The sequence below is a fragment of the Methylobacterium sp. E-045 genome (assembly GCF_022829685.1).
Classification (GTDB): Bacteria; Pseudomonadota; Alphaproteobacteria; order Rhizobiales; family Beijerinckiaceae; genus Methylobacterium.
The window spans coordinates 136086-162696 of record NZ_JAKSYE010000096.1; the positions used below are offsets into that span (position 1 = coordinate 136086).

At 66.8% G+C, this 26611-nt stretch carries 26 protein-coding genes and 2 pseudogenes; 17 read left to right on the forward strand and 11 right to left on the reverse strand.

Annotated features, from left to right (window positions below; all coding sequences use genetic code 11):
- The first annotated feature begins 83 nt into the window (after positions 1-83).
- On the forward strand, positions 84-1376 hold the full coding sequence (locus MKK51_RS19385) for a flavin monoamine oxidase family protein (RefSeq protein WP_243979805.1): 1293 nt from the start codon (positions 84-86) through the stop codon (positions 1374-1376).
- A 5-nt stretch (positions 1377-1381) separates the two neighbouring features.
- Here the strand turns inward: MKK51_RS19385 and MKK51_RS19390 are convergent, their stop codons facing one another.
- Complete coding sequence (locus MKK51_RS19390) at positions 1382-2275, reverse strand: LysR family transcriptional regulator (protein ID WP_243979807.1); 894 nt, start codon at positions 2273-2275, stop codon at positions 1382-1384.
- A gap of 120 nt (positions 2276-2395) precedes the next feature.
- Here MKK51_RS19390 and MKK51_RS19395 point away from each other — a divergent pair, with 120 nt between their 5' ends.
- The 11 genes from MKK51_RS19395 to MKK51_RS19445 all read left to right on the forward strand — a co-directional run bounded on the left by MKK51_RS19395 (position 2396) and on the right by MKK51_RS19445 (position 14801).
- Entirely contained in the window at positions 2396-3385 is a 990-nt protein-coding gene (locus MKK51_RS19395) for an aldo/keto reductase (RefSeq protein ID WP_243979809.1), read from the forward strand.
- A gap of 45 nt (positions 3386-3430) precedes the next feature.
- The gene (locus MKK51_RS19400; RefSeq protein WP_243979811.1) at positions 3431-4420 is read left to right on the forward strand and encodes an aldo/keto reductase; all 990 of its coding nucleotides are present in this window, start codon (positions 3431-3433) and stop codon (positions 4418-4420) included.
- 173 nt (positions 4421-4593) lie between these two features.
- A complete protein-coding gene (locus MKK51_RS19405; RefSeq protein WP_243979812.1) occupies positions 4594-4989 on the forward strand; it encodes a cupin domain-containing protein in 396 nt (131 codons plus the stop codon).
- Positions 4990-5026: 37 nt separating this feature from the next.
- Complete coding sequence (locus MKK51_RS19410; RefSeq protein WP_243979820.1) at positions 5027-6016, forward strand: aldo/keto reductase; 990 nt, start codon at positions 5027-5029, stop codon at positions 6014-6016.
- A gap of 63 nt (positions 6017-6079) precedes the next feature.
- Positions 6080-7450, forward strand: coding sequence for a multidrug effflux MFS transporter (locus MKK51_RS19415; RefSeq protein WP_243979828.1), 1371 nt, complete (start codon positions 6080-6082; stop codon positions 7448-7450).
- 134 nt (positions 7451-7584) lie between these two features.
- Positions 7585-8220, forward strand: a complete 636-nt coding sequence (gene paoA / locus MKK51_RS19420; RefSeq protein WP_243979830.1) for an aldehyde dehydrogenase iron-sulfur subunit PaoA — start codon at positions 7585-7587, stop codon at positions 8218-8220.
- A complete protein-coding gene (locus tag MKK51_RS19425) occupies positions 8217-9167 on the forward strand; it encodes an FAD binding domain-containing protein (protein ID WP_243979832.1) in 951 nt (316 codons plus the stop codon). The genes paoA and MKK51_RS19425 overlap by 4 nt, the downstream gene beginning before the upstream one ends.
- Before the next feature lie 3 nt (positions 9168-9170).
- Entirely contained in the window at positions 9171-11375 is a 2205-nt protein-coding gene (gene paoC / locus MKK51_RS19430; RefSeq protein ID WP_243979833.1) for an aldehyde oxidoreductase molybdenum-binding subunit PaoC, read from the forward strand.
- Positions 11376-11514: 139 nt separating this feature from the next.
- A complete protein-coding gene (locus tag MKK51_RS19435) occupies positions 11515-11913 on the forward strand; it encodes a cupin domain-containing protein (protein ID WP_243979887.1) in 399 nt (132 codons plus the stop codon).
- A 45-nt stretch (positions 11914-11958) separates the two neighbouring features.
- A complete protein-coding gene (locus tag MKK51_RS19440) occupies positions 11959-12681 on the forward strand; it encodes a dihydrofolate reductase family protein (RefSeq protein ID WP_279601222.1) in 723 nt (240 codons plus the stop codon).
- Positions 12682-12833: 152 nt separating this feature from the next.
- On the forward strand, positions 12834-14801 hold the full coding sequence (locus tag MKK51_RS19445; RefSeq protein WP_243979837.1) for a PAS domain-containing sensor histidine kinase: 1968 nt from the start codon (positions 12834-12836) through the stop codon (positions 14799-14801).
- A gap of 79 nt (positions 14802-14880) precedes the next feature.
- On the opposite strand, the pseudogene MKK51_RS19450 reads toward MKK51_RS19445, so the two are convergent.
- A pseudogene (locus MKK51_RS19450) lies at positions 14881-15024 on the reverse strand (arsenical resistance protein ArsH); the annotation flags it as partial.
- Positions 15025-15069: 45 nt separating this feature from the next.
- Here MKK51_RS19450 and MKK51_RS19455 point away from each other — a divergent pair.
- On the forward strand, positions 15070-15243 hold the full coding sequence (locus MKK51_RS19455) for a type II toxin-antitoxin system ParD family antitoxin (RefSeq protein WP_243979839.1): 174 nt from the start codon (positions 15070-15072) through the stop codon (positions 15241-15243).
- Positions 15244-15279: 36 nt separating this feature from the next.
- Here MKK51_RS19455 and MKK51_RS19460 read toward each other — a convergent pair.
- Positions 15280-15471, reverse strand: a pseudogene (locus tag MKK51_RS19460) (DUF4113 domain-containing protein); the annotation flags it as partial.
- Positions 15472-16102: 631 nt separating this feature from the next.
- Here MKK51_RS19460 and MKK51_RS19465 point away from each other — a divergent pair.
- Positions 16103-16342, forward strand: coding sequence for a hypothetical protein (locus MKK51_RS19465; RefSeq protein ID WP_243979841.1), 240 nt, complete (start codon positions 16103-16105; stop codon positions 16340-16342).
- Positions 16343-16392: 50 nt separating this feature from the next.
- On the opposite strand, the gene MKK51_RS27415 is transcribed toward MKK51_RS19465, so the two are convergent.
- The 7 genes from MKK51_RS27415 to MKK51_RS19500 form a co-directional block, all read right to left on the reverse strand.
- Positions 16393-18375 carry a response regulator gene (locus MKK51_RS27415; RefSeq protein WP_243979843.1) on the reverse strand — a complete coding sequence of 661 codons (1983 nt, stop codon included), beginning with the start codon at positions 18373-18375 and terminating at the stop codon, positions 16393-16395.
- A 79-nt stretch (positions 18376-18454) separates the two neighbouring features.
- The gene (locus tag MKK51_RS19475; RefSeq protein ID WP_243979845.1) at positions 18455-19090 is read right to left on the reverse strand and encodes an NAD(P)-dependent oxidoreductase; all 636 of its coding nucleotides are present in this window, start codon (positions 19088-19090) and stop codon (positions 18455-18457) included.
- Between the two features lie 78 nt (positions 19091-19168).
- Positions 19169-20089 (reverse strand): molybdopterin-binding protein, encoded by a 921-nt coding sequence (locus MKK51_RS19480; RefSeq protein WP_243979846.1) that lies wholly within the window; start codon positions 20087-20089, stop codon positions 19169-19171.
- Positions 20086-20910, reverse strand: coding sequence for a cytochrome b/b6 domain-containing protein (locus tag MKK51_RS19485; RefSeq protein ID WP_243979889.1), 825 nt, complete (start codon positions 20908-20910; stop codon positions 20086-20088). Before MKK51_RS19485 ends, MKK51_RS19480 begins: the two co-directional genes overlap by 4 nt.
- 136 nt (positions 20911-21046) lie before the next feature.
- Complete coding sequence (locus MKK51_RS19490; protein ID WP_243979848.1) at positions 21047-21262, reverse strand: hypothetical protein; 216 nt, start codon at positions 21260-21262, stop codon at positions 21047-21049.
- Between the two features lie 272 nt (positions 21263-21534).
- Positions 21535-21798: a hypothetical protein gene (locus MKK51_RS19495; RefSeq protein WP_243979850.1), complete on the reverse strand. Its 264-nt coding sequence runs from the start codon at positions 21796-21798 to the stop codon at positions 21535-21537.
- Positions 21799-21800: 2 nt separating this feature from the next.
- On the reverse strand, positions 21801-22565 hold the full coding sequence (locus tag MKK51_RS19500) for a Crp/Fnr family transcriptional regulator (protein WP_243979852.1): 765 nt from the start codon (positions 22563-22565) through the stop codon (positions 21801-21803).
- 123 nt (positions 22566-22688) lie between these two features.
- Between MKK51_RS19500 and MKK51_RS19505 the strand changes: the two genes are divergently transcribed.
- Positions 22689-23456: a Crp/Fnr family transcriptional regulator gene (locus tag MKK51_RS19505; RefSeq protein ID WP_243979854.1), complete on the forward strand. Its 768-nt coding sequence runs from the start codon at positions 22689-22691 to the stop codon at positions 23454-23456.
- Positions 23457-23495: 39 nt separating this feature from the next.
- On the opposite strand, the gene MKK51_RS19510 is transcribed toward MKK51_RS19505, so the two are convergent.
- Positions 23496-24623, reverse strand: coding sequence for an HWE histidine kinase domain-containing protein (locus MKK51_RS19510; protein WP_243979856.1), 1128 nt, complete (start codon positions 24621-24623; stop codon positions 23496-23498).
- Between the two features lie 650 nt (positions 24624-25273).
- Here MKK51_RS19510 and MKK51_RS19520 point away from each other — a divergent pair.
- The gene (locus MKK51_RS19520) at positions 25274-25648 is read left to right on the forward strand and encodes a response regulator (protein WP_243979891.1); all 375 of its coding nucleotides are present in this window, start codon (positions 25274-25276) and stop codon (positions 25646-25648) included.
- A gap of 7 nt (positions 25649-25655) precedes the next feature.
- A complete protein-coding gene (locus tag MKK51_RS19525; RefSeq protein ID WP_243979858.1) occupies positions 25656-26513 on the forward strand; it encodes an alpha/beta fold hydrolase in 858 nt (285 codons plus the stop codon).
- The last annotated feature ends 98 nt before the right edge of the window (positions 26514-26611 follow it).

The window sequence follows — 26611 nt, forward strand, 5'->3', positions numbered from 1 at the left end:
AGACAGCTTCAGGCGCCTCGACGGTATGGTGCAACTGCCGCACGAACCTTGGAAGCCGGGTGGGACGACCTCAACTTGCTCATATGAGCACTGCGTTCGACGTCATCATCGTAGGGGGCGGCGCCGCCGGCATCGGCGCCGCCCGGCGTCTTGCCGCTCATGGGTCATCGGCCCTGCTGCTTGAGGCGTCGTCGCGCCTCGGCGGTCGCGCATACACGCAGGACCTCGGCGGATACCCGCTCGACCTCGGGTGCGAATGGCTCCATTCGGGCGACCGCAATGCTTGGGTCGGCATCGCCGAAACGTCGGGCTTCCCGGTCGACCGCGGCGAGCCGCCATGGTCGAAAGCCCACCCCGGCATCACCCAGGACCAGGACGCCCAGGAGGCGGCGCAAAAGGCGTACGGCGAATGGGAGGAGCGGCTCCGCACCGTCGCGGCGAGCAGCGACCGGGCCAGCGACGCCCTTGAGCCAGGCGGCACCTGGAACGCCTACGTGCAGGCCATCGCCGGCTTCATGAGCGGCGTCGCGCCCGAGCAGATCTCCGCAGCCGACTACCTGGCCTACGACGATGCCTCGACCGGCCGAAACTGGCATCTGCCGCTCGGCTACGGCACGCTGGTCGCCGCCAGCCTGCCGTCCTCGACGACGCTGCGCCTCGCCACCCCCGCCGAGCGGATCGATCTGACGGCGGACGGCGTCGCCGTCACCACCCGCGCCGGCATCGTCCGTGCCGGGGCCGCCATCATCACGGTCTCGACTGCGGTCCTGGCCGGCGACGCGATCCGCCTTCCCTGCGGGGTCGACCCGTGGCGCGAGGCGGCCGCCGCCCTGCCTCTCGGTCGCAACGAAAAGATCTTCCTGGAGATCGGGCGCGATGCCGCGTTCGAGCCGGACTCGCATGCCTACGGCAACCTGCGTGATCCAAGGTCGGCCGCCTATTCGATCCGCCCCAATGGATGGCCGGTGATTGAGGCGTTCCTCGGGGGCGACGGCGCCCGGATCGTCGAGGAGGAAGGCCCGGCCGCCGGCTTCGCCTTCGTCTCGGCGGAGTTGGCCTCCCTGTTCGGCAGCGACGTGGCCTCGGCGATCCGACCACTCGCGGCGACGTCCTGGAGCCGGATGGCGTCCATCGGCGGCGCGTACAGCTGCGCGCTTCCGGGCCGATCCCACGCGCGGGCGCGGCTGGCGCAGCCCTTCGATGACCGGCTCTTCTTCGCGGGCGAGGCGACGCACCCCTTCGACTTCACAACCGCCCACGGGGCCCACGACAGCGGGGAAAGGGCAGGCGACGAGGCGGTGGCGGCACTTGGAAATCGGTACGGCGTCGGGCGGCGAGGCCCTCTCGCCGCTGCGGGAACACGAGCGGCCGGGTAACCACCTTATCCCCGATGGCGCAGCGCCTCGACCAGCAAGGCGAAGGCCGGAGCGGGCTGCCGGCGGCTCGGGTAGTAAAGGTGGTAGCCCGGGAATGGCGGACACCAATCGGACAGGACCTGCACGAGCCGGCCGCCGTCGAGGTCGGCGCGGACCCGGTCCTCGGGCAGGTAGGCGAGGCCTAGCCCGCCCAGGGCTGCCTTCAGCGCCATCGAGCCGGTGTTGACCACCAGCGGCCCCTCGACCCGCACGTTCAGCACGCGCGACCCCTTCTCGAACTCCCAGGCGTAGAGCCCGCCGCGTGTCGGCAGGCGCAGGTTGATGCAGGCGTGCCCGGTCAGGTCATCGGGGGTGCGTGGTTTGCGGCGCCCCTCGAAGTAGGCAGGCGCGGCCACCGCGGCCATGCGCAGGTCCGGCCCGATGCGCACCGCGACCATGTCCTTCTCGACCTGCTCCCCGAGCCGCACGCCGGCATCGTAGCGTTCGGCGACGATATTGGTCAGGCCGTTGTCGACCATCACCTCCGCGGTGACGTCCGGGTAGTCCGGCAACAGCCGCTCAAGGGCCGGCCAGATCAAGGTCTCGGCCGCGTGCTCTCCCGCCGAGATGCGGATATTGCCGGCCGGCTTGTCGCGCATCTCGGTGAGGGCGGCGAGTTCGGCGTCGATCTCGTCGAAGCGTGGCCCCAAGGTCCGTAGCAGGCGGTCCCCGGCGTCGGTGGGCGAGACGCTCCGCGTGGTACGGGTCAGGAGCCTTAGGCCCAACCGCGCCTCCAGGCCCTTAAGCGAATGGCTCAGTGCCGATTGCGACACCCCCAGCTTGGCCGCCGCCCGGGTGAAGTTGCCTTCACGGGCCACCGCCACGAACGAGGAGAGGTCGTTGAGGTTCTCGCGCGCCACTCATGAACCTCGCTCATAGCCTCATGCGAGTTCTAGCGACTAATCCGATGGGTCCGCAACGGGTAGCTTGCCGATCAATGGGACCGGCGCGGCGCCGGACCGATCAGGTGGGACGGAACCATGAAGACGCGCAAACTCGGGGACGGTCTCGAAGTCTCCGCCATCGGCCTGGGGTGCATGGGCCTGAGCTTCGGCCTCGGCCCGGCGACCGACAAAGGCGAGGCCATCGCGGTCATCCGGACCGCCGTCGACCGCGGCGTCACCCTTTTCGATACCGCCGAGGGCTACGGGCCCTTCGTCAACGAGGATCTCGTCGGCGAGGCGCTGGAGCCGATGCGCGACCGCGTCCTGATCTGCACCAAGTTCGGTTTCGACATCAACGACCGGTCCGAGATGGTCGGCCTCAACAGCCGGCCCGAGCACATCCGTACCGTGGTCGAGGCATCCCTCAAGAGGCTGCGCACCGACCGCATCGACCTGCTCTACCAGCACCGGGTCGATCCGGCCGTGCCGATGGAGGACGTCGCCGGGGCGGTGAAGGACCTCATTGGCGAGGGCAAGGTCAAGCATTTCGGCCTGTCAGAAGCCAGCGTCGACAACATCCGCAGGGCGCACGCCGTACAGCCCGTGGCCGCGATCCAGGACCACTACTCCCTGTGGATGCGCGAGCCCGAGACGACCAAGTTCGCCCTGTGCGAGGAGCTCGGCATCGGCCTCGTGGCCTGGGGTCCGCTCGGCCAGGGCTTCCTCACCGGCGCGATCACCCGTGACATGCGGTTCGACGACCCGAACGACCTACGCAAGGACTTCCCCCGGTTCACGCCCGAGGCGCTGGAGGCCAACTTCAAGGTCGTGGACTTCCTGAAGGACCTCGCATTGCGGAAAGGCAGCAGCCCCGCCCGGATCGCACTGGCCTGGCTGCTGGCCCAGAAGCCGTGGATCGTCCCCATCCCCGGCGGCACCAACGTCGCTCACGTCGACGACAACCTGCCGGCCGCCGAGCTCGACCTGACGCCAGGGGACCTGAGCGAGATCGACCGGGCCTTCGCCGCCATCGACATCAAGGGCGCCCCCCTCTCCGAAGCCCTCGACGCCGCCATCGACCGCTAAGCCTCAGGCAGCCCCGATCAACCGGACTCCGATTAGGACACGAGCATGAAAACCCGCAAACTCGGCCCGCTGACCGTCTCCGAGATCGGCTACGGCACGATGAGCTTCGCGAACTACTACGGCGCCTCGCCGGAGCGGTCCGAGGCGATCCGCGTCATCCGCGGCGCCTATGAGCGCGGTGTCACGCTGTTCGACACCGCCGAGGCCTACGGCCCGTTCACGAACGAGGATCTCGTCGGCGAGGCGCTGGCGCCTGTCCGGGACGGCGTCGTCATCGCCACCAAGTTCGGCTGGAACATCGACAGCGAGACCGGCGAGCGCCGACCCGGCCTGAACAGCAAGCCCGCGCATGTGAGGCGGGCGGTGGAGGGCATGCTCAGGCGCCTCCGGACCGACCGGATCGACCTCCTGTACCAGCACCGCGTCGACCCGGAGGTCGCCATCGAGGAGGTCGCGGGAGTCGTGGGCGACCTGATCGCCGATGGCAAGGTGGGACATTTTGGACTGTCGGAGCCAGCCGCCCCGACCATCCGCCGAGCCCATGCCGTCCAGCCCGTGGCGGCCATCCAGAGCGAGTATTCGCTGTGGACCCGTGACCCGGAGCCGGAGATCCTGCCGCTTTGCGATGAGCTCGGGATCGGGTTCGTGCCGTGGAGCCCGCTCGGCGCCGGCTTCCTCACCGGCAAGGTCGATCCGAACGCGACCATAGACAAGGCCGACTTCCGGTCGAACTCCCCGCGGTTCACCCCGGAGGCGATGAGTGCCAACCAGGCTTTGGTCGACCTGCTCCGGCGCATCGCCGAGGCCAAGGGCGCGACGCCGGCCCAGATCGCGCTGGGCTGGCTGCTGGCACGCCGACCTTTCATCGTCCCGATCCCTGGAACGCGCAGGCTCGACCGGGTCGAGGAGAACCTCGGCGCTGCGCAGGTGGTGCTGTCACCCGACGACATGCGGGAGATCGAGGCCGCCGCCTCGAAGATCACCGTCCATGGCGCCCGGCTGCCGGAGGCGGTCCTCCAATATTCCTACCGCTGACGCCTCGCGCGCCCGGCCGATCCGCAATCGGTTCCGTCCGAATTGATGAGGAGACCTCATAGCCTCATGCAGAATTGCGCGGCTAATCCGGATTGTCCGACAGGTCTACCCTGTTTCCCATGGCATCGCGGCGGCATCGACAGCCGCCGTCGCACGGAACCAAGGGAAATCTTATGGACATCAAGCGAAGTGGCTCCCAGCCTTCGGCCAAGGGAGCGGCCGAGTATTTCACCGGCTCCGTCCGCATCGACGCGCCCTTCCAGGGAACCGAGCCGGCCCGGGTCGGCGGCGCGACCGTGACCTTCGAGCCGGGCGCCCGCACCGCCTGGCATACCCACCCGCTCGGCCAGACCCTCCTGGTGGTCTCCGGCCTGGGATGGACCCAGCGCGAGGGCGGGCCGGTCGAGGAGATCCGTCCCGGCGACATCGTCTGGTTCCCGCCCGGCGAGAAGCATTGGCACGGCGCCACCGCAACCACCGGCATGAGCCACGTCGCCATCGCCGAGAAGCTCGACGGCAAGGCGGTCGACTGGCTGGAGCAGGTCACCGACGCGCAGTACCGCGCCTGACCCAAGGACGCCTGCACTTTCCATTCGGAGCATCATCATGAAGACTCGCACACTCGGCACCGGTGGCCTTGAGGTCTCGGCCCTCGGCTTCGGCTGCATGGGCCTGGACTTCGGCTACGCGACCAAGGTCACCAAGGCGGAGGGCGTCACGCTGATCCGTCAGGCGGTCGACCGCGGCGTCACCCTGTTCGACACTGCCGAGGTCTACGGCCCGTTCACGAACGAGGAGATGGTCGGCGAGGCGCTGCGGCCGGTCCGCGACAAGGTCGTGATCGCGACCAAGTTCGGGTTCGACATCGCCGACGGCAAGCAGGCCGGGATGAACTCGCGGCCCGAGCATATCGTCAAGGTTGCCGACGCCTCGCTCAAGCGGCTCGGCATCGAGGTCATCGACCTGTTCTACCAGCACCGGGTCGACCCGAACGTGCCCATCGAGGACGTGGCCGGCGCGGTGAAGGACCTGATCGCCGCGGGCAAGGTCCGGCACTTCGGACTGTCGGAGCCCGGCGCGGCCACCGTCCGCAAGGCCCACGCCGTGCAGCCGGTCACGGCACTCCAGAACGAGTATTCCCTCTGGACGCGCGGCGTCGAGACCAACGGCATCCTCGATGCCTGCGAGGAGCTCGGGATCGGGTTGGTGGCCTACAGCCCGCTCGGCAAGGGCTTCCTCACCGGCGCCATGGGCAAGGACACCAAGCTCGGTGAGGGCGACTTCCGCGCGATGCTGCCGCGGTTCACCCCCGAGGCGATGGAGAGGAACCAGGCGTTGATCGACCTGCTCAAGCGCATCGCCGACGACAAGGGCGCGACGACCGCCCAGATCGCCCTGGCGTGGCTGCTGTCCCGCAAGCCGTGGATCGTTCCCATCCCCGGCACGACCAAGCTCCATCGGCTGGAGGAGAACCTCGCGGCGGCGGAAGTCGTGCTGTCTGAGACCGACCTCGACGGGATCGAGCGGGCCGCCGCAGAGATCCGCGTCGAGGGCGAGCGCTATCCCGAGCATCTCATGGCCACGGTCGGTCGCTGACGGTTGGCCGCTTCGGTGCGCGCGATCCCGTGCGCACCGTCTCATGAAAAATGGAATCTGCCCATGCTCGCGCGTGCGGAAGCGGATCGAGCGTCGGGGACGATCACGGCGGACGTGTACCCCGGGGACGCCGCGGTAGGTGCCTCCACCGTGGGAGCGAAGGCTCCGGCTCGGATCGAGGCAGCCCGACACGGCTGGCGCGTTCTTGCCGTACTCAGCGCGCTGATGGGCTTCGCCTCGATCTCGACCGACCTTTACCTGCCGGCCCTGCCGACCATGGCCACGAGCCTCGGTTCCGACACCGGCACAATGGAACTCACGGTCGCCGGCTACCTGATTGGGTTCAGCCTGGGGCAGCTTCTCTGGGGGCCCCTCGGCGACCGATACGGACGTCGGGGACCCATCGCGTTCGGGCTCGTGCTGTTCGTCATCGGTTCGGCCGGCTGCGCGCTCTCGGGCTCGGCTGGGCAGATGATCGCCTGGCGCGTCGTGCAGGCGGCGGGTGCCTGCTCAGGCGTCGTCCTGGCGCGAGCCATGGTGCGGGACCTCTACGCCGGCGACCACGCCGCCCGGATGCTGTCGACGCTGATGACCGTCATGGCCATCGCGCCCCTGCTCGGGCCGCTCGTCGGCGGACAGATCCTGGCGGTGGCCGGCTGGCGGGCGATCTTCTGGGTGCTGGTCGGCGTGGGCGTCCTCACGCTCGCCGCCTTGTTCACGCTGCCCGATACCCTGCCGCCGGGGCGACGCAACCGTGAACCGCTCGCGTGGGCCTTCGGACGGTATGGCGCCCTGCTGCGGGAACCGCGCGTGCTCGCCTATGCCGGGGCCGGAGGGTTTTTCTATGCCGGGATGTACGCCTATATCGCCGGCTCGCCCTTCGCCTACATCACGGTCTACCGGGTCGGCCCCCAGGCCTACGGCCTTCTCTTCGGGGTCGGCATCCTCGGGATCATGGCCACCAACCTGCTCAACGCGCGGCTGGTGATGCGCCTCGGCGGCGACCGCCTGCTCGTCCTCGGGACGGGATTGGGCGCCTGCTCCGGCCTCGCACTCGCCGTGGCGACGGGGACCGGATGGGGCGGTCTCGCCGGGCTCGTGGTTCCGCTGTTCGTGTTCATCTCGGCCACGGGCTTCGTCGTGGCGAACTCCGTGTCGGGCGCCCTCTCTGGCTTTCCGGAGCGGGCCGGCGCGGTCTCGGCCCTAGTCGGGGCGATCCACTATGGCAGCGGCATCCTCGGTGCCGGGCTCGTCGGCGCCTTCGCCGACGGCACGCCGTGGCCGATGGGCTGGGTAATCGCGCTGGCTGGCCTCGGCAGCCTCGGTTGCGCCTGCCTGATCAGGCCGGCGAGAGCCCTTCCGACACCATCGGTGGCCAACGCCGGACGGGGCACGAACGGCGCCACCAGCTTCATTCATGAGCCTACCTCATAGCCTCATGCCGAATTCGACCCCTAATCGGTCAGGCTCGCATAGCTAGTTTAGAGCTGGTCCATGTTCAGCGTGGCCGACGCCGACGGCTCATGTCCGGCGCTCGGTCAACCATCGCCCCCCTGCCGGAGAACCAGATGCAAAGTCCAGGCGACCTCGAACTCAACCGGCGCGACCTGGTGGCGGGTGCCTCGGTCGCCGCCGCGGCCACTGCCTTCCCGGGCTCCGCCCGGGCACAGTCGACCGATGCCGAGGGGGCGGTCCTGACGAAGATGTCCCTGACCGTGAACGGCGAGCGGCGCGAGCTCGAACTCGACACGCGCACGACCCTGCTCGACGCGGTGCGCGAGCACCTGCACCTGACCGGCGCCAAGAAGGGCTGCGACCACGGCCAGTGCGGCGCCTGCACGATGATCGTCGACGGTCGGCGCATCAACTCGTGCCTGACCCTGGCGGTGATGCACCAGAACGATGCCGTCATGACCATCGAGGGACTCGGCAAGCCGGGCGATCTCCACCCGATGCAGGCGGCCTTCATCAAGCACGACGGCTACCAGTGCGGGTTCTGCACTCCGGGCCAGATCTGCTCCGGCGTGGCGGTCATCGCCGAGATCAGGTCCGGCATCCCGAGCCACGTCAGCGCCGATCTCAACGGACCCTACGAAGTCACCGACGCAGAGATCCGCGAGCGCATGAGCGGCAACATCTGCCGTTGCGGCGCTTACTCGAACATCGTCGAGGCGATCACCGAAGTCGCCGGGAGGCAGGCATGAAGTCCTTTACTTACGAGCGTCCGAGCTCGCCCGCCGAGGCCGCCGCGACGGTTGCCGCCAAGCCGAACGCCAAGTTCATCGCCGGCGGCACCAACCTGCTCGACCTGATGAAGCTTCAGATCGAGACGCCGACCCACCTCGTCGACGTGAACGGCCTCGGCCTGGACAAGGTCGAGGCGACCCCCGAGGGCGGCCTTCGCATTGGCGCACTGGTGCGAAACACCGACCTCGCGGCTGACGCCCGCGTCCGCAAGGATTACGGCGTGCTGAGCCGGGCGCTCCTCGCGGGCGCGTCGGGGCAGTTGCGCAACAAGGCGACCACCGCCGGCAACCTGCTCCAGCGCACCCGCTGCCCGTACTTCTACGACACCGCCCAGGCCTGCAACAAACGCCAGCCGGGGTCCGGGTGCTCGGCCATCGACGGGGTCAGCCGGCAGCTCGCCGTGATCGGCGCGAGCGAAGCCTGCATCGCGACGTATCCGGGCGACATGGCGGTGGCCATGCGCGTGCTCGACGCCACCGTCGAGACCGTCGACGCCAAGGGCGGCACGCGCAAGATCCCCGTAGCGGACTTCCATCGCCTGCCCGGCGACAGGCCGGAGGTGGACACCACCCTCAGGGCCGGCGAGCTCATCACCGCGGTGACGCTGCCGAAGCCGGTGGTCGGGAGGCACATCTACCGCAAGGTCCGCGACCGGGCCTCCTACGCTTACGCCCTGGTCTCGGTCGCCGCGATCATCGGCAAGGACGGGACCGGGCACGTGGCGTTTGGCGGCGTGGCGCCGCGTCCTTGGCGCATCGAGGCGGCCGAGGGCGACCTACCCAAGGGCGCCAAGGCCGTCACGGACAAGGTCTTCGCCGGCGCCAAGCCCACGCACGACAACGCCTACAAGCTGAAGCTGGCCGAGCGCACGCTCGGCGCCGTCCTGTCCGAAGCGAGGGCCTGAGCCATGAAGTTCGACACCCCCGCAGGGCAGAACCCCATCGACAAGCTCAAGGTCGTCGGCAAGGCCACGGACCGGATCGACGGTCCGTTCAAGACCACCGGCACGGCCCCATACGCCTACGACTGGCACGATCCGAAGCTCAAGCCCGCCTACGGCTTCGTCGTCGGTGCCGGGATCGCCAAGGGGCGGATCAAGGCGATGAACCTGACGTCGGCCAAGGCCGCGCAGGGCGTGCTGGCCATCGTCACGGCCGGGAACGCCGGCAAGCTCGGGAAGGGCAAGCTCAACATCGCGACCCTGCTCGGCGGCCCCGAGATCGAGCACTACCACCAGGCCGTCGCGCTCGTGGTCGCCGAGACCTTCGAGCAGGCCCGCGCCGCCGCGGCCCTGGTGAAGATCGACTACGCCGAGGCCAAGGGGGCCTACGACCTCGCTGCGGTCAAGGACACGGGCAAGCCGGAGAAGCTCGGGCCCGCCCCGGCCGACACCTCGGTCGGCGATTTCGCCGGTGCCTTCGCCGGGGCGCCGATCCAGCTCGACGCCACCTACACCACGCCCGACCAGGCCCATGCGATGATGGAGCCGCACGCGTCCATCGCCTCGTGGGAGGGTGACAGGCTCACAGTGTGGACCTCGAACCAGATGATCGCCTGGGCGGCGCGCGACGTGGCGGCCACCCTCGACATGCCGCAGGACAAGGTCCGCATCGTCTCGCCGTTCATCGGCGGCGGCTTCGGCGGCAAGCTTTTCGTGAGGACCGAGGCGATCCTCGCGGCCCTCGGCGCCCGCGCGGCGCGTCGGCCGGTGAAGGTCGCCCTGACGCGGCCTATGATGTTCAACAACACCGTCCACCGGCCGGCGACGATCCAGCGTATCCGCATCGGCGCCACCCCCGACGGCATGATCACCGCCATCGGTCACGAGAGCTGGTCCGGCAACCTGCCGGACGGCAAGCCAGAGGCGGCCGTCCAGCAGACCCGCCTGCTCTACGCCGGCGCCAACCGGATGACCCAGACCCGGATGGCCACGCTCGACCTCCCCGAGGGCAACGCCATGCGCGCGCCCGGCGAGGCCCCCGGCCTGATGGCGCTGGAGATCGCCATGGACGAGATGGCGGAGAAGCTCGGGATCGACCCGATCCAATTCCGCATCCTGAACGACACCCAGGTCGATCCCGAGAAGCCCGAGCGTCCGTTCTCCCAGCGCAACCTCGTCCAGTGCCTGCGCACCGGGGCGGACAGGTTTGGCTGGGACAAGAGGGTGTCCAAGCCCGGCCAGGTCCGTGACGGGCGTTGGCTCGTCGGTATCGGCGTCGCAGCCGGTTTTCGCAACAACCAAGTCACCAAGTCGGGCGCACGCGTCAGGCTCGACGCCAAGGGCATGCTCACGGTCGAGACCGACATGACCGACATCGGCACCGGCAGCTACACCATCATTGGCCAGACCGCCGCTGAGATGATGGGCGTGACCCTCGACAGGGTGATCGTGCGACTCGGGGATTCCGATTTTCCGGTGTCATCCGGATCGGGTGGGCAGTGGGGTGCGAACTGCTCGACCTCGGGCGTCTTCGCGGCCTGCGAGAAGCTGCGCGAGGCGGTCTCGCAGAAACTCGGGTTCAACTCCGCGGACGCGGTGTTCGAGGACGGGCAGGTCCGTTCCGGCAATCGCACCGCGCCGCTCGCCCAGGCGGCCGCCGGGGGTGACGTGGTCGCCGAGGACACCATCGAGTTCGGCGACCTCGCGAAGAAGTACCAGCAATCGACCTTCGCCGGGCACTTCGTCGAGGTCGGGGTCGACGTCGCGACGGCTGAGATCCGCGTCCGCCGCATGCTCGCGGTGTGCGCCGCCGGCCGCATCCTCAACCCGAAGTCGGCTCGCAACCAAGTCATCGGCGGGATGGCGATGGGCGTCGGGGCGGCCCTGATGGAGGAACTCGCAATCGACAAGCGTCGGGGCTTCTTCGTGAACCACGACCTCGCCGGCTACGAGGTCGCGGTCCATGCCGACATCCCGCATCAGGAGGTGATCTTCCTCGACGAGGTCGATCCGATCTCCTCGCCGATGAAGGCCAAGGGCGTGGGCGAGCTCGGCATCTGCGGGGCCGGCGCGGCGGTGGCCAACGCCATCCACAACGCCACCGGTATCCGGGTCCGGGACTATCCCATCACACTCGACAAGCTCCTCGACCGGATGCCGGACGCGGCGTGAGCATGGGTGAAAAATCGAATCCGGCGGAGGAACGCGATTGGGAATTATCGCCTCCGCCGGAGTCGTGCTCCTCCTCGTGGCCTTCGGTCCTTGCCGGGCCACCGACGGCCCGCCGGCCCCATCCCAGGATGCCGCCGCCATCACGGTCTCGCGCGCCGGGTCGCAACCCTCGGTCAAGGGACCGGCCGAGCGCTTCACGGGCTCGGTCCGGGTCGATCCGATGCTGAAGGAAGCGCCTCCGTCACGGCTGTCCGGCGGTCTCGTCACCTTCGAACCGGGTGCGCGCTCCGCCTGGCACGCCCATCCCCTCGGTCAGACGCTGATCGTCACCGCCGGTGTCGGTCGCGTGCAGCGGTGGGGCGGTCCCGTCCAGGAAATCCGGCCCGGCGACGTGGTCCGCATCCCGCCCGGCGTGAAGCACTGGCACGGCGCCGCGGCGGACACTGGCATGTCGCACGTCGCCCTCGTCGAGGCGCTCGACGGCAGGTCCACCGACTGGATGGAGCATGTCACCGACGAGCAGTACCTGGGCGGCTGACGCCCCGGCGAACGCACCTCGCCCCCTATCGAAAGGCCCGAACCCATGCGTCCCAGGATCGTCTGCCACATGATCAGCTCCGTCGACGGGCGCCTGCATCCCAGCCGATGGACCCCTCCGGCTGCCGGCATCAATGCCGGACTGCCGCACCGCCACTATGAGGAGGTCGCCGGGCGCCTCGGCGCCGAGGGCTGGATCGTCGGTCGCAAGACCATGTCGGAGATCGCCAAGGGGTCGGAACGGAACCCCGCCGCCGCCGGAGGTCTGCCACGCGAGACCCACGTGGCGGACCGGAAGGGCCGGGACCTGGCCGTGGCCATCGATCCGCATGGCAAGGTCCATTACGGGCAGGACAACGCCGGCGGCGACCATGTCGTCGCGATCCTCGGCGAGGGCGTCTCGGATGCGTACCTCGCCGAGCTGCGCGAGGACGGCGTCTCCTACGTCTTCGCCGGGCGGAATGGTCATGATCTGGCCCATGCCCTAGATACACTGGACGAAGCCTTCGGCGTGAAGACCCTCCTGCTGGAGGGAGGGGGCGCCATCAACGGGGCCTTCCTCAAGGCTCGCCTGATCGACGAGATCAGCGTCCTCGTCACCCCCGCCATCGACGGCCTGTCGGGGGTCCCGAGCATCTTCGACTACGTGGGCGCCATCGACGAGAGGCCGGCCGCGGGCCAGTCCCTTCGCCACCTCTCCACGGAAACCCTGGAAGGCGGTTTCGTCTGGCTTCGCTACCGGGTCGAGGACGCGCCGGCGTCGGCCTGAGGCCCCGGCTGAACCAAGCCTCCGCAGGGCTTACGTGGCGCAATGGAACGAGCTCGGATGCCAGGAATTCGCAAAGCGACGCGTCGTCACCGACATCATTGTCGGCAACATCTCGAAAGAGCCGTTCGTTGGGTTACAGGCCGCTACGTCCGATGCACGACAGGTTTCCCGGAGGGGGCGAGACCGGCGATCTCCTTAGGGCCCAGGATTGGAGCCGGACCCTACTCGGTCATCCCGATACCTGGCCCCATGCGCTGACGACCCTCGTGCAGGTGATGCTCAATGCCGGTCAGCCGATGTTCATCGCCTGGGGACCGCAGCGCACCCTGCTCTACAACGACGGTTACTCCGAGATGCTGGGGTCCCGGCACCCGGCGGCTTTCGCCCTGCCGTTCTTCGAGACCTGGCCCGAGGTGCGCGAGACTGTCGGGTCCCTGATGGACCGCGTCTTCGAGGGGGCGCCGATCCACATGGACGACCTCACCCTGACGCTGCATCGGAACGGCTACTCCGAGGAAACCCACTTCGCGTTTTCCTACACGCCGGTCCCCGATGGGGACGGCGGCATCGCGGGGCTGTTCTGTGCCTGCACCGAGACGACCGGACGGGTGACCATCCAGCGCCGGCAGGTCGCCGAGGCGAAACGCGAGCGCGACCGCCTGTTCGAGATGAGCCGCGACCTGTTCGGCGTCGCCACCTTCGACGGCTACCTGACGTCGATCAACCCGGCGTGGTCGCGCCAACTCGGTCGATCGGAAGCGGAGCTCCTGGCCCGGCCGTTCTCGGACATCATCCATCCCGACGACCTTGCGGCGACCGGGGACGTCGTCGCCACGCTCCAGGGCGGCAAGGCCGTCCATCAGTTCCACGTCCGCCTTCTCAAGGCGGACGGCACGCCCATCGCGTTCGCCTGGTCGGCCGTCCCCGAGGCCGACGTGGCGAGCGGCAGCTTCTACACGGTCGGGCGGGACATCACCGAGGACCTGCGGCGCGAGGAGACCCTCCGGCAAGCCCACAAGATGGAGGCGGTCGGCCAGCTCACCGGCGGGCTGGCGCACGACTTCAATAATCTCCTCCAGGCGGCGCACGGCAGCCTGGACCTGATCCTGCGCAGGCCCGGCGATACCGAACGCGTGGCGCGCCTTGCCCGCAACGGCCTGCAGGCGACGGAACGCGGTGCCAAGCTCACGGCACAGTTGCTGGCCTTCTCGCGAGCCCAGCGGCTTGAGCTCCGCCCCACGGAATTAACTGGGCTGGTCGCCGGGATGGCGGAGATCCTGTTGAGTTCGGCCGGCCCCCTCGTTCGGGTGGCCGTGGGTGCCGCCCGTCCCGGCCTCGGCGTGATGGCGGACCCGACGCAGTTGGAAATGGCCCTCCTGAACCTCGCCATCAACGCACGCGACGCCATGCCGGAAGGTGGGGACCTGACCCTCGGCTTCACGGAGCGGATGGTCGGTGAGAATGCAGACCTCCCGTCCGGCCCGTATGTGGACATCCGTGTCTCGGACACGGGAACCGGGATGCTGGAGAGCGTCGCCGCCCGTGCGTTAGAGCCGTTCTACACGACCAAGGGGGTCGGCAAGGGAACGGGGCTCGGTCTGAGCCAGGTCTACGCGATGGCGAAGCAGGCCGGCGGCACCGCCTGGATCGAGCGGTCCGAACGGACCGGTACGACCATTGTCATGAGCCTCCCCCTCGTCGAGACCGCCGTCGAGATCGAGCCTGCGCCTTCCGATCAGGCCCTCGCGGTCATCGATGGGACCAGACGGGTGCTTGTCGTCGACGACGATGCCGACGTGCGGCTGTTCCTATCCACTTCCCTTGAGACGCTTGGCTTCCATGTGGTCGTAGCCGAGGACGCCGAACGCGGACTTGCGGTGCTGGACGGGGCGGACCCGGACCTGCTGCTGGTCGATTTCGCGATGCCGGGCATGAACGGAGCCAAGATGGCGGAAGTCGTACGAACACGGCGGCCCGACCTCCCGATCATCTTCGCGAGCGGGTATTCGGAGACCGCGGCCATCGAGAGCGCGGTCGGGCCGTCCGCCGTGATGCTGAGGAAGCCGTTCGGCGTCAGGGACCTGGAAGCCGTGCTCAGAACCGCCTTCGAAGGAACCTGACCGTCGGGTCTCCGACGGCCCGTCCCATCGGGGCTTCCGAAGCCACGATGCCGGCAGGCGAGGACGAGGGGGCCCGATCTCAAGTCGGTTTCCGCATGAAGCCGATGTCGGTGGCAACGGCCTTGAGCCGGTCCGGCTCGCGTTCCTTGCGTTCCAAATAGCGTTCGACCAGGTAATCGGCCCGTTCGCGAGTGAGCAGCGTGAACCTCGTCAGCGATTGACAATTTTTGACAAAAAAAACGCAGCTTCTCTCGATAGGAGGCTCGCCATGCCCATGATGAACGTCAGCCTGACCGCCGAGCAGTTGGCATTCGTGAGCCAGCTTGCCAATTCCGGCGATTACTCCTCCGCGAGCGAGGTCGTCCGCGATGGGCTACGTTTGCTGGAGGGATTACTGAACTGGAGGGGTGATCGCCTGGACGCCCCCCAGCGCAAGGGGTGATGATCCTCACCTTCGAGCTCTATTGTATGAAACCCATCAGGCCGCGGCGACGACGGGAAGCTCGTCAAGGCGGGTCGTGTAGCGAGGCGACCGCATCTCGAACTTGGTCAACCATTCGCGCTTCGGTGCGAAGCCAGCGGCGCCCGGCACGACGGCGCTGCGTCCGAAACGACGATTGCAGGCATCGAGGGCTTCTATCAGAGCCGCCCCCATCTCGCGATCAACCTGATGAAATAGAAGGACCCAGCTACGACTAGATGGGCAAGCAGACCTGCCCACTACTCCATGGTATGGGAAAAGGGTCCGTCTGAGATCCCAACAGGAGACAGGTCTCCGAGAAGCCGACGCCCGCTCGTCAGGATCTGGATCGTATCCCGGCGACGGCATTCCCTTCGTGCTGTCTCCTCAAGATCGCGCAACGAAGAAACCAGCTCCTCGTGATTACGGTCGGGTTGGAGCAAAGCATCACCGACGCGGGTCGAGACACTCTGGTCGAGATCGCGCCAAAACTGAGGCGTCCGCTTCACGCTATTTATCATATTTTCAGAGACCATCTGTCGTTAGTGGTGCGACACCCGCAAACTAATGCCAGAGGTGTCCGGGTCTATGCTTAAAAAGACGTTTTTAAAATAAAATCGATAATTCGGAGATAATGAACACATCCCATCCTATGATCGTATTCTATGACAGGCGATTGGCTACGTTGCCAGACATGACGCTGTCGAATGGTGTCGTGCCCGATGCGTAGTGGCTCGTTGCGAACGACGTCTCGCCGCCGTCGAGGGCGAACGACGTTTCACAGTCCCAATCCGCCCCTGTCCGAAGGGGCCTTAACAACGCATTTCGGGAGCGGCGGCGGATGGAACAAGCACAACGGACAGCGAGCGGCCGATATCTCGACGAGCTCATCGCGCTCTTGGATGAGGAGCGGGACACAAGGCATCGCGCGCAACGGACCGAACTCGAAATCGCCCTCATCGCCTTACGAGACAAAGCAGCGTCCGGCGGCGCAAGCGAGCGGACGGTAGGCCTGATCAACACGGTGCAAGTCATGCTCGCCCTCCATGCGATGCCCGTCGGCATGGGCGCCATGCAATAGACCGACTTCGGCTTCGATACCGGCGAGGCACGCGATACGCTCGACGCTCATCACGGGTTTGTATGCTCTCCCACGGCGGAGCCGGGGATCTCTACCCGTCGATCCATCCAGAGCATGCCTTCGATCCTGGTCGCGAGCGCATCCAAAGCGAACGGCTTGATCATGATTTCCATGCCCGCCCCCATCCGGCCATTCCTGACGGCGGCGCTCGCGGCGTAGCCCGTCAGGAAAAGAACCTTCAGTCCTGGACTGTGTGCCCTTGCTGCGTCGGCAAGTTGACGCCCGTTCATTCCGCCGGGAAGGCCGACGTCGGTGAGGAGAAGATCGATGCGGACGCGAGACTCGACAATCCGCAGGCCGGACTGCCCGTCCCCGGCCTCCAGCACGACGTAGCCAAGCTCGGAGAGTAACTCGGCGATCACCATCCTCACGGCGATCTCGTCCTCGACCACAAGCACGACCGTGCCCGCCTCGGCAGGCGCCGGGGTGGTCACCGAGCTGGCAACCTTCACGACGTCCGCCGACCCGAGATGGCGTGGTAGATAGATCGACACCACGGTACCCTGGCCGACCTCGCTACCCAGCAGGACGTGACCGCCCGATTGCTGGACGAAGCCGTAGATCATCGACAGGCCGAGGCCAGTCCCCTGACCGGTGGGCTTGGTCGTGAAGAACGGATCGAAGGCACGGGCGATCACGTCTGGGGCCATGCCGGTGCCCCCGTCCGTGACGAAGAGGCCCATGTACTCGCCCGCCGGAACCCTCGGCGGCACGGCGTCGGACCCGAGATACGTATCCGGAATAATCGTGTTCCGGGTCTCGATCATCAGGGGGCCGCCGTCGGGCATGGCGTCCCGTGCGTTGATGACGAGGTTGAGCATCGCGTTTTCTAGCTGGTTCGGATCGCACAGCGCCGGCCAAAGGTCGGTCGCGAGCCTGGTCTCCACCGCGATCCCCGGCCCGACCGTACGACTGAACAGATCCTCCATGCCCGCAACCAGCCGAGTGACGTCGGTCGCCTTGGGATCGAGCGTCTGGCGCCGCGAGAAGGCGAGGAGCCGGTGGGTGAGCGCGGCGGCCCGATCAACAGAGGTCATCGCAACGTCGACGTAGCGGTCGACCTCCGAAGTGCGCCCCTGCCTCAGGCGCGTCCGGATCAGTTCCAGGCTGCCGGAGATACCGGCCAGCAGGTTGTTGAAGTCGTGCGCCAGCCCCCCGGTCAATTGCCCGACGGCCTCCATCTTGAGTGATTGGCGCAGCGTCTCCTCGATCCGTCCGCGCTCCTCGGCCTCCGCGTGAAGCCTGGCATTGGCTTCTGTCAGCGCGCAGGTGCGCTCGGCGACGCGCTCCTCAAGTGCCGTTCGGCGACGCGCCTCGCCGTCCCGAACTTCGCCGATGACCCGAATCCGGTCGACCGCACCCGCAAGCAGGTTGGCGTAGCTGCGCAGGAAGAGGGTATCACTCTCGGTAAACTGGCGGGGAACATGGCTGTCGATTTGAAGGATGCCGAACGGCGGTTTCCCGTGACCGCCGATGATGAGGACGTTGGCCACCGCCTTGACGTTGTTGTCGATCAGGAACTGCGAGTATCGAAACCGGGTCTCCTTCGCGATGTCGGGCGAGATCATGGGCTCGCCGGTCCGTAGCGCATGACCTTCAGAGGTGTCGTGCTCGGCGGTGATGGTCGCCTTGCCGATGACACCCTCCTTCCACCCGACCCCCGCACGAACGCGAAGCGTTTTCCCGTCCGGCTGGAGCTCGACGACCTTGGCGAGGTCGGTCCCGAGGGCCTGGCCAGCAAGGCGGCAAGCCTCCGTCAGGATCTGGTTGAGATCGTCAGATCGAAGGGCGAGTTCCCCGAACCGCGCGAGCGTCGTTTGCTGGCGGAGAAGCTCCTGCAGGTTGTTCCTACCGGTCTTGTTCAAAAACCCTTCCTCGGCGTGGTCGGCGATGTCGTCGGACACGATCCCGATGACGGTCCGGGCTTCGGCGGCTCCGGTGATGCCAATGTCGTTGATGTTCGAATTTCTCACCGCGTGCTCCAGTGCCGACTTGCAGGCATTCCCGCGTTCGTGGCTCGATCTCGACCACGCGACCCATTCCCGAAACAAGCTATCCGACCAAGACCACGGCCTTCCTGACGTAGGAGCCGTTCTCGATGTGCTGGACGAGAAAGTGCGCGACGTCGGCACGCGGGATCAGGCCATTCCGCCATGAGGATGGTTCGTCGAGTACCCGATACCGCCCCGTGGACGCGCCGCTCGTCAGGACGCCTGGACGGACCAGCGTCCAATCCAGTCCGCTCTTGCGGATGCGGATCTCCTGGGCATCCTTGTCGTCGTAGGCACGGCCGAACACGAGGCGGAACGGAACGAGTTGCAGAAAGCCGATCGCCTCCTTGCTGTCGCCAGTGCCGAAACCAGTGACCGACATGAGACGACGCGCGCCCGCTTTCTCCATCGCCGGCACCAGCACGTTGGTCGCATCCGAGAACAAACGAACCGGCTTGAACATGTCGAGGAATGGGACGCCAAGCGCCTGGACGACCGCATCGACACCATCGAGTGCCGCCTCGACATCCGCCACCTTCAGGGCGTCGCCCGTGAACCGCTCCAGGTTTCCGTCGGTCAGGTCGATCCTAGCCGCCGAACGGGCGAAGGCGCGTACGCGGTGGCCGGCCGCAAGGGCGGCCTTCACCGTTTCCAGGCCGATGCCGTTGCTGGCGCCGATGACGAGCACATGGGCCATGCGAGGCTCCTGGGAGAAGGACTGGGAAGGGACGGACCGGGTGGAAGCCCCGGCCATGCGAGCCGATCCGGATCGCGGTCAGATTCCGGCGTACCAGGCGTAGCCCTGGTCTTCCCAGTAGCCGCCCTTGCCCTCGCCGATGTCGGCGAAGCTCTCGACCATCTCGATGCGCATGACGTACTTGGCCTGCTTGTAGCCTAGGTTGCGTTCGAGACGCAGGCGTAAGGGCGCCCCATGCGCGACGGGCAGGGTCTTGCCGTTCATTTCGTAGGCGAGGATCGTCTGCGGATGGTAGGCGTCGACGAGGTCGATGCTCTCGTAGAAACGCACGGGTTCGGCCGTGCCGGCCTCCTCGGCCGGCGCCTCGTCGGATCGGTCGCCTGTGTCCTGTGTGGCGTCGGCACCGGCGGCCTTCTTCGTCATGTTCGGGTTCGGGTTGGCGACGGGAGCCTCGGCGCCGCCGGTGGCCTCGGCGTCCGCAGGCTCGCCCTGATCCATCGTGTCGGCGCAGTGGAACACGATGTAGCGGGCGTTCGGCTTGAGGACGGCACGCTGGAGGAGCTCCAAGAGCGGCACGCCGGTCCATTTGCCAATGCAGCTCCAGCCCTCGACGCAGTCGTGTCGAGTGATCTGGGTCCGGGCGGGCAGCTTGCGAAGGTCGGCCAGGGAAATCTTGAAGGGCTTCTCGACGAGCCCTCCGACTTCCAGTTGGAAGCCCGCGAACTTGCGCTTCACGAGGGCTTTGTAGGCTTTGTCCGGCGGGTCCTCGGTGCCGTTCGGCTTGAAGAACGGAGAGATGTCCGCCTCGGCGTATTCCGGCGCGAGGGTTCGCTCGGTCAGCAGCAGGCGCTGAACGAACTGGTTGGCGTCCTCGCCGGTCGCCAGCGTGCGCTTGAACCAACCCATCTCACCCAGGCGGTCGCAGCCGCCCAGCACGGTGGCTCCCAGCGCACCCGTGGCACCGAGCAGGATCGAGCGTCGACTGGGGAGGCGGATCATGCGGCTTCCCCCGCCCGGTCGGTGACGGGTGCCGGCTCGACCTGGCGCTCGATCACGAACCAGCCGGTGAGCATGCCGCGCATGTTGTTCCAGAAGCCCGAGAGCAGGACCAGGGCGACGTGGACCACCACGAACAGGACGAGGAGGTTGGCGACGATGAAGTGCACCGTACGCGCCGATTGCCGGCCGCCGAACATCGTCAGCAGGAAGGGGGCGGCCGCGTCCATCGCCGGCGACATCGCGAGGCCTGCCAGCACCTGCACCGGGAGGAGGACTAGGATGACGGCGACGTAGGTGAGCTTCTGGATGACGTTGTAGCGCTTGGCCTCGTTGCCTTGCGGGAACCGAAGCGTCAGGTGCTCCCAGATCGACGCCCCGAAGTGGCGGATCTGGTCGCGCGATGGGATCAACCGGAACCGAAGCTGACCACTGAGGACGCCGTAGAGCAGGTAGGCGAGCCCGTTGAGGACGAAGGCCCAGGCGAAGAAGAAGTGCCAGCTGCGTCCCCCGGTTAGGTCCTGCTCGCTTGGAAGGGTCAACCAGGATGGGAAACCACGGTCGGCCGGCTGGCCGTCGGCACCGGTCGAGGAACCGAGGAAGCCGGTTGTGTCGAAGGCATGCCCCAGCACCGTGGTCACGCCCTTCGGCGGATCGTCCTCGCTCGATGCCATCGACATCAGCGGCGTGTCGAAGGTCGAGACCTTGCCCCAGTACAGGGCCGGGTGGGCGTTGAAGATCTGCAGGCCGCTCATGAGCAGGACCAGCAGGGTTAGGGCGTTCACCCAATGCGCGATCCGGATGACGAGGGGGTGCCGGAACATCCAACGGCGACGTTCAGTCTCGCCGACTTCGGGGGCGGATCGCGTGAGATAGGTACGGGGCACGCTGCCTCCTCCGAGACCGATAATAGGGTCGGGAGGCCCGGATAGGGCCTCCCGTTTCGATGGTCGGCGTGGATCACATGCCGCGGTTCATCATCCGCTTCTTCATCATCTGGCGCTTCATCATGCGCTTCTTCATCATCATGCGGTCGCCCTGCATCATGCGGACCTGGGTCATGCCGGCGTTGTCGCCCTGCATTCCGTTGGGTCCCATCGGAGCCGCCGTGGCGCCGCCGACCGCGATGCCGCCGAGGAGGGTGGCGGCAACGAGTGCGAAGGTGATCTTCTTCATGTGTATTGATCCGGTTGTAGAAGTTTCGTTTTAGACATCTAGCAAAGTATTATATTCTTATATGGTTCCGCACGAAATGAATTTTCATTGCGGAAGTACGCATAAATCATAGTTATTTGATCGCATTCCATTTGAATTGCGTGATTTATGCATACCTTGATTTGTACGGATCGATTAGGGTCGTAGTTTCAAGCCGAAGGTTCAAAATGGATATTATTTTATATTGTCGCCTTAGTCCGGAGCAGGGCCGATTTACGGGTGAGGCGAACGCCTTATCCCCGAAGGTGATGGCGCATCCAGCGGGTCGCATCGTCGAGACTTCCGAACGTCGGGGCGAGGTGCACCCTCAGCGGTCCCAGCGCCACCTCCACGAACCAGTCGCCCTCCTGCTCGTGTTCGGGCGTGGCGAGTTTCACAAGGACCGCGACCAGCATCCCGTTCGCCATCACGAGCATCCCGTCCCGGTCGTCGCTCCCGGTGTCGATGGCGATGGGCTGCATCGTGACCAGTGTCTCGACGTTGCCGTGCCCTGGCACGGCTAACCTCCCTGCGATTGGCTGGCCCAGATGACGCTGCGCCGGTCGACCCAGCGCGCGTTCTTGAGATGGAGGTAGTTCGGGTTGAACTTGCAGAAGTCCTTCAGGCGCTCGATGTCGAGGATGGTCAGGACCCTGTTCCTGAGCGTGATCAGGCCCATGCCTCGGAGGTCGCGGAGCGTTCGGTGCACGTGGACGTTCGAGAGCCCCATCGTGTCGGCGATGTCGGTCTGCGTGAACGGAAACGCGTAGCTGTCGTCCTTGGAGTGGCCCACCGCTTCCAGGCGCGCATGAAGCTCGCAGATGAGGTGGGCGATGCGCTCGTCGGCGGCACGGGCCCCCATGTTGACCAGCCATTCCCGCAGGACGGCTTCGTCGACGAGGGCGCACCACCAGAAGGCCTTGGTGATCCGGGGGGACTCCGCCGTGATGTCCTCGATGGACTGGCGCGGGATGTCCACGACCTGGCACTGCGAGATCGTGCCGATGTTGTGGTCCATCTGGTCAAGGATGAACACGTTGAGGTCGCAAAAATCGCCCGGGACGAGGTAGGCCATGATCTGGCGCCGGCCGTCGGCCAGAACCTTATAGCGGCAAGCGAAGCCGTCGAGGATGAGGTGGACGTTGTCGGGCGGGTCGCCCTCCCGGGCGAGGTCGACATGGGCGCCGACCTGTCGGACCCTCGGCACCAACGCGTTCAGCGCCCGCCGGTCCGCATCGGACAGCGTCTCGTAACTCTCCAGCTTCCGGATCAGCGCATGCTGCATCAAGCCATTTCTTTTCAGGCGGATGGCTGATCGTAGGTCCGAAATACGACCTCCGTCCAATCATAGGATGGGTTCCGGCTCGAATTACCTATGTTCCCCTGTCAATCGGCGGATGCAGGGCGCATGGTGGCGGAAGTGGTCGAGGCTCCGCGCCCCCCCCGTCCCAACGAGGACGGAACCGTGCCAAGGCCCATCCAGGATCAATGCCGGAACCATCTGCTTTCAATTCTGATCCCTGACGATTTCGCACTGTTAAGACAGCACCTCGACATCGGTCCCCTTGCCGTGGGTGAGGTCCTGATCGCGGCCGATACCGCCATCCCCCGGGTCTGGTTCGTCGAGCAGGGTGTCGTCTCCATCATCGCGGCGTCCGCGGACGCCGGGCAGATCGAGCTTGGATTGGTCGGACGGGAAGGCATGGTGGGTGTGCCGGTCCTGCTCGACGCGGGCCGCACCCCCGACGAGGGGCGCGTCCAGATGGCCGGGATGGCCTGGTCGATGCCGGCGGACTGTTTGCGGGCGACCCTGATCGACAGTCCCCGTCTCCACAGAAGCTTGCTTCGATACGCCCAGGTCGCCAACGTCCAGGTCGCTTCGACGGCGCTTGCCAACGGACGCTTCAAGCTGGAGCAACGTCTCGCGCGCTGGCTGCTGATGTGCCACGACCGCGTCGATGGGGACATGCTTCCGACGACCCACCGCTTCCTGTCTTTGATGTTGGGGGTCAACCGCACCGGACTGACGGCGGCCGTGGCGACCCTTGAACGCGCGCATGTCATAGCGACGAGGCGTGGCACCATCACTGTGCGAAGCCGGGCGATGCTGCTCAGGCTGGCGGGATCGTCCTACGGCGTGCCAGAAGCAGAATACGCGCGGCTCGTCGATGGCTAGGCGAAACGAATTCGTGCGCGGCATCGGCTCGGCCGACGCTCAGGACGCCAGGCTCGCCCACGGGAGGGCGATGACGACCCTGAGCCCTTCCGCATCCCAGTGGTGCGAGATGGTCCCGGACAACTGCCCTCGGACGGTACGCTCGGTGAGCTTCGATCCGAAGCCCTCGTTGCGGGGCGGGCTTTCGATGCGGGGACCGCCGCGTTCGGTCCAGGCGATGCGCATGTCCCCGCCGACGCGCCGGCAATCGACGGTGACGGTACCGCCGTTCCCGGACAATGCACCGTGCTTGATCGCGTTCGTGGCCAGCTCGTGGATCACGAGGGCCAGGCCGGTCACCGATCCATCGCCGACCGGGACGTCGTCCATCGCGCCGTGGACGAACCGCCGCCCGGCACCACCCGCCTCGTCGTAGGGCCGGAGCAGCGCGCCCAGCAGGCCCTGGAGGGTCTGTTGCGGCCGGGACGAGCGTTCGTCCGCCTGCGGGATTTGGAGATATTCGAGTGCCCGGCTCATGGCCGTGAAGCGGTCGCGCAGGGTACCGGCATAGGATTGGACGGCCGGGAGGTTGCGCGCCGACAGGGTGACGAGCCCGTTGACCAGGGCGAACAGGTTCTTCAGCCGATGGCTCAGTTCGCGACCGCGCAGGTCGTGGCCGTCCTCGATCCGCCGCAGCTGCGTCATGTCCCGGGACACGGCCATCACGCCGACGAGCCGTCCGTCGACGTCGACGATGCGGGACAGGACGACATCCCAGTAAACGGTCCCACCCTGAGCGGCGGCGCGCCAGCCATCGAAGCGCGCCGTGCCGACCGTGGCCGCCACGGCCAAGGCGTCCGAGGCGACCTCGCGGACGCCCGAGGGCCACGACATGGACCATGATCCGTCGCCGGCATCGGCGATGTCGTCGCCGAGCATCCGACGGGCCATCGGGTTTCGAAGGCGGAGGTGACCGAGGTCGTCGATCACCTCGATGCAATCCTGGCTCGCGGAGATGAGTTCGCGACCGAGGTTCCAGGGGTCCCAATGGTCGTACGCGTCGTCCTCGGTCCCGCCCGGGGGAAGATCCGGTCGATGGGAACCGCTCATGGTGCCAGAGGACGGGGTGCCGTTGGTCCGAATCGGGACCACGTTCGAGGTCCGCACCCGGTCGATGCCCTGGGTCATGGCCTGATCCTACGTGGCCTGTGAATGCTCGGGCCACATGCGATGATCCAGGGATACCGTGACCGATTTCCAGCGGCCTGATCATAGGACTGTTTATTTCGATTTGTCCGATCCCCGGAACCCCGGTTTCCCCGGCTTTTGTAGTGCCTTGGGCGACGGATATCCGAAGCCTGTCGAAGAGAGATCGACGTCGACACGCCACTCCACGAGGACGGTGTCGTTCACTTGGGCGGGATGGAGGGGCGCCGGGACCAGTGGCGATCTCCAGAGCCAGAGGGAGGCGGTTACCTGGAAACCCGGCTCGATGCCGCTCTCGGGATCAGACGACCTGTCCGGCCCGTGCCCGGGCGACCCGGACCAAGCCATCGTCCCAGGCCGGTCAAGCGACACCGAGAACTCCATTGTCCACCATGGGCGGCTTGACGATGGCGTCCGGCTGATCGGTAAGCCGTTCAAGCGAGAGCAACTCGCCATCAAGGTCGCCGAGGCGCTCGGCCATCCTGTTCCGGTGGCGACCAAAGACAGCAATGTCGTCCCCATGCGCCCACGTGTCGGAAGTTGATCGACACCGGAGTGTGGCTCCAGGGAACCGGGTCTTCCAATTAACCCTGGACGATGCAACCGAGGATCGATCCGCCTGTTGGCCTAAGATGTCCATCAAGCGCCTCCCTACAGACTCGGTCGTGCTCGTCGTCGAGGATGATGCGCTTGTCCGTCTCTGCGCCGCCGAAATGCTTGAGGATGCCGGTTTTTCCGTCGTCGAGGCCTGCGACGCCGACGAAGCCTGGGACATCCTCCATGACCGCTACGACATCGCGGTGCTGTTCACGGACATCGACATGCCCGGCTCGATGGACGGCGTGATCTTGGCGGCGCGCGTGCACGCGACGTGGCCGGACATCAGGCTCATCCTTACGTCGGGCCGGCATCGGCTCGCCGACCGCGAGGTTCCGGACCACGGCCTCTTCGTTTCGAAGCCCTACAACGGCTCGCAGGTCGTCGAGGCAATCGGGCAAGCAGTCTGAGTCCTGCATGACCGAGCCACCCCCACTCGGCCTACCGACGCTTACTGCAGCTCGAATATTGAAGGGCAATGCCGTCATGTCCCTACACTTTGAACGCCTCGGCACGGGCCGGCCGCTACTGATGGTCCATGGGCTGGGGGCCAATCTCCGCACCTGGGATCCGCTCTTGCCCGCATTGCGCGGCTCGCGCGAACTGATCTTGGTCGACCTGCCGGGACATGGCAGATCGGCCCCGCTCCCGGGCCGGCAGACGGTGGAGGCCTATGCGGACGCGCTTGCCGGCTTCGTGAAGTCGCAAGGCCTGACGACAGCGGACCTTGTCGGCAGTTCGGTGGGGGGCCGGCTAATACTGGAGCTGGCGCGGCGGGGCATCGGTCGGCACTGCGTGGCGCTCGATCCAGGCGGTTTCTGGCGCGGATGGGAAACGCGCTGGTTACACTGGTCGCTCGCGGCATCGATACGCCTAGTGCGGTTGCTGCGGCCCTTCCATCCCGGCCTGTCGCGCCACGCCGTCACCCGTACGCTGCTGCTAGCCCAACTGTCGGCCCGTCCGTGGGTGCTGCCACCGCAGCTTGTCGTAGCGGAGCTGCAAAGCCTGGCGGCCACACCGGTGTTCGATGCGATGCTGCGTGAGCTGGCACGCGGGCCGTCGCAGCAGGGCTCGGCGAAGACCCCTAGCCTTATCACCATAGGCTGGGGCCGCCAGGACCACCTGCTGCTGCCGCGCCAGGCTGCACGCGCCCTGGCAGCCTTCCCGTCGGCCCGGCTGCACTGGTTCGAGCGCTGCGGCCACTTCCCGCATTGGGATCAGCCTGCCGAGACGGCGCGCTTGATCCTTGAAACGGTTGGGACGGATGCGCCTTGAAATGGCTTGTCGCACAACCGCGTCCGCGACCATCCACGGGCCGTCGAGCACATCGGCCGAGATTGCCGCCCCCGCCCCGCCGCCAGTCCATGGTCCGG